An 8,992-nucleotide genomic window follows, 5' to 3' on the forward strand; every position below is an offset into this window, starting at 1 on the left:
CTGTCTACCTGTTGATCATTGCAGTGGCAGCGTGGCGATCAGGTCTACCAGCAATTCCTGAGCCGTACCGGCCAGCGTGTCAAAGCCCCAGCCGGATTCAGCGCCCGAAGCGCTCCAGACCACCCGGCCGCTGGCGATTTCGATGACCTCGACCGTCAGGCCGACAGCCGGTTCGCCATCCAGGCCGCTCTTGTACTGCCATTCCTTGACCGAGCCACGGACGCCATACTGAAAGTCGCTGTTCCGGGCCCATTCCATGGCATGGCTCAGTCGCCGTTCGTCGTTGAGTTCGGGCAGCCCTTCATCATCGCGCTGCGGATAGGTCTCCAGACTGTTGATGCCCTGCTTGCGCAGCAGCGTCGCCAGTATCGACTCGGCCCGCTGCCCCGCCATGGGTGCTTCTGCATAGTTCACCATGGGTAACAGCGCCCAGCGTGCATCGGCCTGCAGCGGTTGCGTCTCGTAGACGTCACTGACTGCACAGCCACCCAGTAACAGCAGTATTAATAAAACTGACTTGAAAGGTTTCATGGTTTCCTCCCTTTCCTAAAATGAAACAACGTTAAATAAGAAACTGTTCACATCACCGTCCAAAGAAGTACTGATATTTCAGCATGACGCCGTAACTGCTCGAGGCAGCTGCCGTGCCGCTCTGGCTGTAACTGGCCTCCAGGCTCAGTTCATCGCTGCCGATTACGCTGACGCCCACAGCGCCGCTGGCGCTGGCACCGAAACTCGAATCCGGCGAGACGTAACCGGCATCCAGATTCAATTGAAAACGCGGTGATGCCACCAGCGGATAATCGCTACCGGGCAGTCCGCGACTGAAACTGATGCCGGCACCGATGAAACTGTATTCATCCGGTACCACATCACCGCCGACACTGCCGGCGGGCAATCGCCGCGCCACGTCATCCGGCAGCGAGCCGACCGGTGAATTCTGTTGTGTGGTGGCCAGCACGCGCGTGGTCAACTGATAGGTGGGGCCCGTCATCAGCGCGCGCGAGGCCACGGCTTCGAGCTGGTAACCGTCGCCCAGGTGGTTTGCGTCCTCGCGCGTGTTGTAGCTGTTGTAAGCCGCATTGATGCTCAGAGTGTCGCGTGCAGTCGGCGACCAGTCGAAGCCGATGCCCAATCGATCGCGGGTGCCGAGCGCGCGCAATTCGCCGGTCTCGATTGCCTCGTCACGCAGGCTGGCAAACGCGTCGATGCCAAGCCGGCGCGTCAGCTGCCAGCGCTGACTGAGCCCCAGGCTGAGCGTGTCGGCGTCACTGGCCTCGCTGTAGCGCAGCCGCAGGCCGGTCTGGCCGCGCCGCTGTCGCCATTGCACCTGTGTGCCGATATAGGCCGGCTGATCGAGGCCGGTAAGATCAGCATCCAGTGCCGAATCATCGAACTGCACGGCCCCGCCCTCGAACGTGAACGTCCAGGATTCAGTGCTGCGTGTTAGCCAGGCGCGCTCAGTTAACAGATCAAGATCGCCCAGCGCGCCCATTTCCAGCTCCACGCCCGTGTTCTGCGGCATCTCGCGGTAAAGTTCGGCGGCCTGACGCTTCAGGTTCCGATGACTCGCGCGGGTCAGCGCGTCATCGCCGATATGATCGAGCGCGAGCCGCTGCGCTGACCCGTTATGATCGAGCCGCCGCAGGGCCGTGACCCTGTCGTTGACATCGAGTGCCCCGCGCTCGGCGTCGGCGACCAGAATTGCCTGGATGGCTGCTTCATCGTTGGCCTGCAAAGCCAGCGACAGCTGTTGCCAGAGTTCAGTGTCCAGCCGCTGCAGCTGCGCGCGCTGATGCCAGTAGCGGGCGTAGGCCGGCATTGCCTGATCCAGGTACCAGGTCAACAGCAGACCGGTATCGGCCGCCGCGGTATCTCCAGTTCTGCCATCACCGGCCGCCGGTTCGGTCAGCATGCGCACGAGCAAAGCCCGCCGGGTCGCCACCGGAAACAGTGACGTTGCCGGTATCAGGCGGGCCATCAGCGTCGACTGCGTGGTCTCATTCGCCTCCATGGACCAGAATTGCTGGCGCAGCAGGGCAACGGCATGGCGACGCATGCGCAGTGCGCTGTCGTGGCGACCCAGCCACTCGAGACTATCGGCATAGTCCAGTAGCAGCATTGCGTTCTGCGGATTCGCTTTGACGGCCCGCTGATACCACGGCAGCGCCAGGCGCGGTTTCTCGAGGGCGGTGTAAGCCACCGCGTAAGCCGGCCACAGTTCAGCACTCTGCCGCGCCGTCCCGGCCCAGCGTTCCAGCGCCTGCTCGAGTTCGGCGTAACGCCGACTGTCAGCGAGCAGGTAAATCATGGCCGCCTGCAGGCCGCTATCGTGCGGACGAATGGCCAGCGCCTTGCGGTAGGCGTCATGGGCCTTGTCCAGCTGCCCCTGGCTGTAAAGATATTCGCCGTAGAGTTGCCAGTAATTGCTGTTGTCCGCCAGTGCCTCCGGATGTTTCGCCGCCAGTCGAAACAGTTCGGCTACCGCTTCGGTTTGTTGTGCCTGACTCGCCGCAGTCAGCGCCGTGACGATAATCTCGGGATCCCGGTGACGCTGCCAGCCGGTCCGCGTGGCGATCATGGCCTCCTGCGTGGCACCCGTGGCGAACGCGGTCTGAATCAGCCGCAGATAACCGGTGACATCCAGCTCGCCGTTTTCGTGCAGTTGCCAGTAAGCGTCGCGAACACGCGCCATATCAGCCGCCTGCCAGGCCAGCTGGCCATACAGCTGCCAGAACTCTGTAGCGTCAGCTGGCGGCGTGGCGTTTAGCGACGCCATGACTGCCTGCGCCTTGTTGGGCTGCCACAGGCGAACATGCAGGCGTGCCCGCGCCAGTGTCTCGGTGACATCGCGGTCATACTCACTGGCGTAGCGCGTCCAGGTATTCAACGCGGCGTCGAGTTCGCCCCGCGCCTCGTGCAGCCAGGCCAGCTTGTGCCAGAAACGTTCCGGCATGCGTCCGGCGGTCGACCAGCGCTGCAGGTAATCGATAGACTGCTCCGGCCGGCCCATATGATCCAGTATCTCGATCATCGTCCAGCGTTGTTCGGTATCCAGGCCATAGTGGCGATAACCGCGTTCGAGCGCTGCCAGTACGGCGGCATCGTCATTGAGCATTCGCGCCAGGCGAATTACCTCCTGGTCGTGTGCGGGGTTTACCTCGCTACGCGCCACAAACTGCCATTGCGTCAGCGCGCGCTGGTGGTTCCCTACCCATTCCTCAACCAGGGCCAGCTGTTTGCGCACACCGGTATCATCCGGGTAGGCATCACGCAGACGCCGCAGGCTACCGGCCGCCCGCTCAAGGTGATTGGTGGCCAGTTCTATCTCGATGCGCCGCTCCAGGGCTGCACGACTGTCCGGCTGCAGCGCTGAAAAACGCGCCGACCACTGCAGCATTTCCGGCACGGCATTATGGGCACGGGCGATCTCGATACCCTTATCCAGCAATACCAGTGTATCCGGATAGCGCGCCAGCAAGTCGCGCGCCCATGATAGCGCGACCGATTCGTCGACCTGTCGTTGTACCGTCAGGCTCCGCTCGGCGGCTTCAACGGCCGCCGCCCGGTCGGGTGCCTGTTCGTGCACCCGGCGCAGGGCTTCGGCGGCGCGTCGGTTGTCACCGGCCGCTAGCCACCATCTGGCAGCCTTCTGCCAGGCGCTGTAACGCTGGTCCGGGCTGACCGCTGCCAGGCGCTCGTAAATCGCTGCGGCCCGGTCCGGCCGTTCTACCGCCAGCCAGTCAACGGCCAGGGTTTCGAGCTGTTCGGCACTCAGGTCATCCAGCGGCAGGGCCTTGCTATAACGTTCCATCAACAGGCGCCCGGCATCATGTTCGAGCGTATCCGCCGGCACACTGTTGAAAATCTGGACTGCCAGCCGGAATCTGAGCCAGGCGATCTCGGGGCTAGCCTGCTCGATACGCTCAAGCAGTGCCAGTGCCTCGGCGAAACGTGCTGCGGCGCGGTATTCCCGCGCCAGTCCGAGTATCAGTTCCGGATCGTCCGGCGTCGCCCGCAACAGGTTTTCCTTGTAACTGATCGAAACGCTGTCGGACCCCGCGCTTTCCGGTGTTTCACGGATAATCTGGTGGTGCAGCGGAAAGAGCACATAGAGCACCAGTGCGAGTATGGCAACAAGTCCCACTAATGCCAGTGGGTTGATGAGGGTGGCCGGCCGACGGGATGCCGTTGGTTCAGCCACAGTGCATCTCGATCAATCCGGAATCCGGTGTTTTATATGCCAGGATCAGGTGATCGCCGCGCCGCTGTTGCCGGGCCTTGTCAGCATCGACACGGCAGCCATCGACACCGCCGAGTTCCACTTCCAGCGGCACGACTTCGGACTGCAGCCGGACTTCAATACGCTTGCCATCTTGCTGCCACTTCACGATGCGGCCGTTGGCGCGGACCAGATGCGGTTTGTCCGTTGGCTGCGACTGCAATACCAGCCTGACCCTCGGCTCGCCGGTAAGCGCCACGTAACGGCCCTGCTCCAGATCACGAACACCGGCCACACCCTGCGACCGCTGCAAGTCCGGCCAGCCCAGCGATGCGGGCAGCCGCAGTGTGCGATTCGCCTCGGCGCCGGTTATCTGCCAGCTCTCGTCCAGCAGGCGCCGGGCGATACCCAGGTGATACCAGTTCTGGGCGGCACGACTGTAGGTACTGACATAGACCGGCAGGATCTCTTGTTCCAACGCGTAACCGTATACCTCATGCAGGGCCGAAAGCAGGGCCGGGGAACCCGCCGAATAGAAGTGGTAATAGATGTTGATGGGTTTCAGCCGGCGTGGCTGGTTGGTGATCTGGTAGGTTTCGATGACACGCCGGTAACCCCACAATGGCGCAGTCATGTCATTGGTATAAACGTTCTCGTTAATCTGCGGCGCATAGACCTGCAGGTACTCGCCCTGTGGCCGCAACATCGGCGAGACGGCGGTGAGTGAGGGATTGTCGTTGGTCGCCGAGGTATTACCGCCGTTGAGATTCAGCAGCCCCTCGCGTTCGGCGATGGCCAGTGCTTCGGCCGAAGGCTGGGCGTCGCCGGTCCACAGCACGACACGGGTTTTCTTGTCTACCGGCGCCAGTTGCTCGTTGATGTACTGCGTCGAGCCGGCGATTTCCTTTTCCAGCGAATAGTGATAACCCGGTATCGGCAGGTTGTAATTGAATCCGGCCGATGTCTGGCCCTCACCGGACACGACGCCTTGCTCCAGGCTGTGCCATTCGAACGGATGACTGAAGGTGTGCGTCGCGATCTCGACCCATGACAGCTGAAAGATCTTTCGGGCAATCGCCTCGACGGTCTGGCTTTGCTCGGGATACAGACCTTCAGGCCCGGTTTCGCCCTGGATAATCGACACCGTCGTCGGCACGCGGTAACGCTCGAGAATGCGGTCCAGGATGACCTGGCCGTTGTAGGGCGTGCCGGGCAAATCCGCCTGGCTTACCATACCGTCGCCGTCGATATGCGTGATGAGGTAACGCGAACCGTTTTCAGTGGTGGCGTCGGCCACGGGCATATCCGGCAACTGCAGCGCCGTGCGCAGGAACCGGAAGGGATCCAGCAACCAGCGCTCCTGACCCGGCATACCCTGTTCTATCAGCCAACCATAGGAAGCAAGCCCGCCCCAGTCGCCGCTCAGCACGGGCGTGTATTCGGTGCCCGCTGCATCACGCATGACGACATGCGCCTCGACATCATCGCGGGTGATGTTGACGCCGGTCGGTTCAACAATGTTCGATGCCGGCATGCCCTCGAAACCGACCATGTCATCATGTCGCACGATTGAGGCAGGACCGGTCTTGAGTGGTGGCGTCGGTTCGATGCTCATGGCTTGTGCCAACTCACCGGTTAGACTGATGCCCGGATCGCCGAACAGCGCCACCGGTACTCCGTTATCCATCTGCCGTAACAGCCACTCGCGGTAGCGCCCGGCATCGGCAATTTCTTCGTTGAACCACGAGACAATACCGGCGTAGCGGCCGGCCAGCGTGTCGCTCGGCAACGGACCGCCGACGTCCACGTATTCCGCGCCGTAACCGAGATATTCCAGCGGCGCGGCGAGGTACAGATGGCCACTACTGTTGGCGAGATCGCCGTTTTCGAGCTCGGCGGCGTTGTACATTACCAGTACCCGGCGCGGCAGCGGTTCAATCAGGCCGATGCCGGCCTGATCCAGCGCCGGCGTGCTTACCCAGGGAATAATGCCGTTTTCGGCAATGCGCCTGGCGGTAGTGCGCGCCTTGTCACGTTCCGACGGTGGCAAGTAATCGATGCTGATGGCCGGCAGGCCGTAATCATTACGAACCGACTGCAGCTCGTTCAATAGGTAGTCGCGATCCGCCTCCGGCACGTCAGTGTATTTTTCCCGTTCGGCGTCCCAGCGCTGATACAGTGATTCCGCGGCGACGGCGCGAATGTCGTCGTGTACTTCGTCAAGAATCGGGAAACCGCGGTTGAGGATCAGCTGGATGTCCGGAAACTCTTCCCGCAACGTCCTGATGAATCCGGTCAGTGCCTGCCACTGGGCCTCAATGTCGGCTTCTTTTTCCAGGAACAGGTGGAAGCTGTCGAGGGTGTCCAGAAACAGCCCGCGATGACCCGCTTCCCAGAGTGGCCGGACGCGTTCTTCCAGCAGATACTCGCGCCAGGCCGGGTGGGTGAGATCCATGACCTCACTGTTCCAGGCCTTGTTTTTGCCGAGCCGCAAGCTGTCCGGCAAATGACCGGTGTCCTGACGCCAGGCTTCCGCCTCGCCGACACTGACGTAGGCGAAAACCTCCGCACCGTAGCGTCGGATCTCGCGCAGATCCCGTTCATCCGCGTGGGCGGCCTCCAGTACAACCCAGTCGTACTGATTCAGGATCTCGGTCGGTAACGAATTGCCGTAGTAAAAAGCGACACTCGGCGACGCCGCAGAGACAGCCGCGTCCGCGGCAACGGCAGTACCCTGCGTCAGCCAGCCAAGCACGGCCAGCCACACCAGCCCCAGCGATAGGCGTGTCATGAATTACGCCTCGTAGACCTGGTCCAGCTTCGCCGCCTCGTGGGCAAGCAGCTCCTTCAGACCCTCATGTAGAGACCAGCGGGCACTGACGCCCAGCCATTCACGCAGGCGACCGACATGGCCGAGCGAATTGCGGATATCGCCCTGGCGCATGGTATTGAATACGGGGCGGATATTCTGCCCGGTTAGCACTTCCAGGGCCCGCACCAGATCCAGAAGGTTCGTGAGCCGGCCGGTCGCGACATTACAGACGCCCTGGCAGTTTGCCTGCAGCGCCGCCATATTGGCGGCGACCACGTCCTGCACGTAGATGAAGTCACGCTGTTGCAGACCATCGCCAAAAATGCGCAGTGGCTCGCCGGTCAGCAGCGCATCAATGAACTTAGCAATAACCCCGCTGTAGGGCGAGGCACCGTTCTGGCGCGGTCCGTAGACATTGAAATAGCGCAGGCCCATGCACGACAGACCGAATGTCTGGGTATAGAAACCGGCATACTGTTCGAGGATCTGTTTCTCGATCCCGTATGGTGAGAGCGGCTGCAACGGCGTCATTTCATCGAGTGACAGCCGATCAGGATTGCCGTAGACGGCGGCGGAAGAACTGTAAACTACGCGGGACAAGCCCATGTCCCGAGCAGCCTGCAACACCTGGATGCTGCCCATGATGTTCTGCTCGGCCGAATAGACCGGGTCAGCGAGCGAACGCTCCACCGAAATCTGGGCGGCGAGATGCAGACAGCTGTCGACACCGCTCATGGCGGACCGGAGTTGCCCAGCGTCGTTCACGTCGGCATGAATGAATTCGAACTGTGGGTGATGGGCCGGTAAATTGACGCGCGCGCCCGACGACAGATTGTCGATGACGCGAACGCTGTGACCTTCGGCTAAAAGCCGGTCAACCGTATGCGAGCCGATAAAGCCGGCACCACCGGTGACCAGTACGGCTAGCCGCATACCGTTTGTGGCTGATCGATTCAACAAAGCCTGTGCCTCCTCAGGGTCCCTGATAAACAGGCTGTATAATCACCGTCTTGCGACGGTAATATGTCGCCTATAGACGACATTTTGTCATTTTTGCGAAGACAAAAAAACTAATGTCTGCATCGTTTTCCCCGCAATCGGCGGCCCGCATCACCTGCGTTCTTCTAGCTAATTGTTTGATAAATATTGGGGTTTCCGTTGCCGGCGGGATTTGTCACCGCTGGCAACATTTTCCTGTCGCAAGCAGGGAAGCCGTTTCAGTAATTATATTGCAATACATGTGCCAAAAACTCGTGGCAGGCCAGGCTGGCCATGGTGCGCCTGGCTGAATCCCAATCAATGCGGGGTCATGGGGCGGGGAAAAGAACCAACAAACAGCTGCACGACTTACTCATATGACAGCATTAAGTTTGGATCCCAGGTGGCATATCCACTGGCAGGTGAGGTTGGCCCGATCTTGCCTGCGGTAAACTGCAAACTGTACGTAACAGACGCGTGCACAAATAAAGCCGATCAACCGTCATGGCTGGCACTCAGGAGATTCGAACGATGCCGGCAGGTGTATCAAAACTGTTACACAAAAACATGCGAATGGAAGGCAATGGCTGGCCAATCAGCTGTTCGGCCCAGGATCGGGCCTCCTACGGATGTGGTTCACTGGTTAATTAGTTAAGGGTCATGACTAGTTAAGCGGCCGTTTTCGGCACAGTATCAGTAGTACCGGATAAAGGTTTTGGCCTCGATGATTAAACCTGAACTCACATTCTTTGAGATGCAAGTAGAACGTTGCTTTTTTCATGCGCCGAAAGCGGGTCAGCCGCGACTTGGCAAAGCCCCAGAAGCCCTCAATGCCATTGATGTGGGCTTTGTCACGCACAAACTCATCACGGCCATGATCGACGCGTAAATGCTTACCGTAGCCAACATCCACCAGGCTATTGTAGCCGCGCCAGCCATCCGAATAGATGACGCTGTCGAGGGTGGCATGGCCCCGGATC

General features: G+C 60.6%; 5 protein-coding genes. All 5 read right to left on the reverse strand.

Features of this window, described 5'->3' with window-relative positions; translation table 11 throughout:
- Nucleotides 1–15 precede the first annotated feature (15 nt).
- The gene (locus J2T55_RS05055) at nucleotides 16–531 is read right to left on the reverse strand and encodes a hypothetical protein (RefSeq protein WP_259054616.1); all 516 of its coding nucleotides are present in this window, start codon (nucleotides 529–531) and stop codon (nucleotides 16–18) included.
- 52 nt (nucleotides 532–583) lie between these two features.
- Nucleotides 584–4,204, reverse strand: coding sequence for a tetratricopeptide repeat protein (locus J2T55_RS05060; RefSeq protein WP_259054617.1), 3,621 nt, complete (start codon nucleotides 4,202–4,204; stop codon nucleotides 584–586).
- Complete coding sequence (locus J2T55_RS05065) at nucleotides 4,197–7,013, reverse strand: bifunctional glycoside hydrolase 114/ polysaccharide deacetylase family protein (protein ID WP_259054618.1); 2,817 nt, start codon at nucleotides 7,011–7,013, stop codon at nucleotides 4,197–4,199. Before J2T55_RS05065 ends, J2T55_RS05060 begins: the two co-directional genes overlap by 8 nt.
- 3 nt (nucleotides 7,014–7,016) lie before the next feature.
- Entirely contained in the window at nucleotides 7,017–7,967 is a 951-nt protein-coding gene (locus tag J2T55_RS05070; protein ID WP_259054619.1) for an NAD-dependent epimerase/dehydratase family protein, read from the reverse strand.
- Between the two features lie 709 nt (nucleotides 7,968–8,676).
- On the reverse strand, nucleotides 8,677–8,992 hold a 316-nt coding region (locus J2T55_RS05075; protein WP_259054620.1), incomplete at its 5' end, for an IS1595 family transposase.

Origin of the sequence: Methylohalomonas lacus (genome assembly GCF_024808875.1) — a bacterium.
Lineage (GTDB): Bacteria > Pseudomonadota > Gammaproteobacteria > Methylohalomonadales > Methylohalomonadaceae > Methylohalomonas > Methylohalomonas lacus.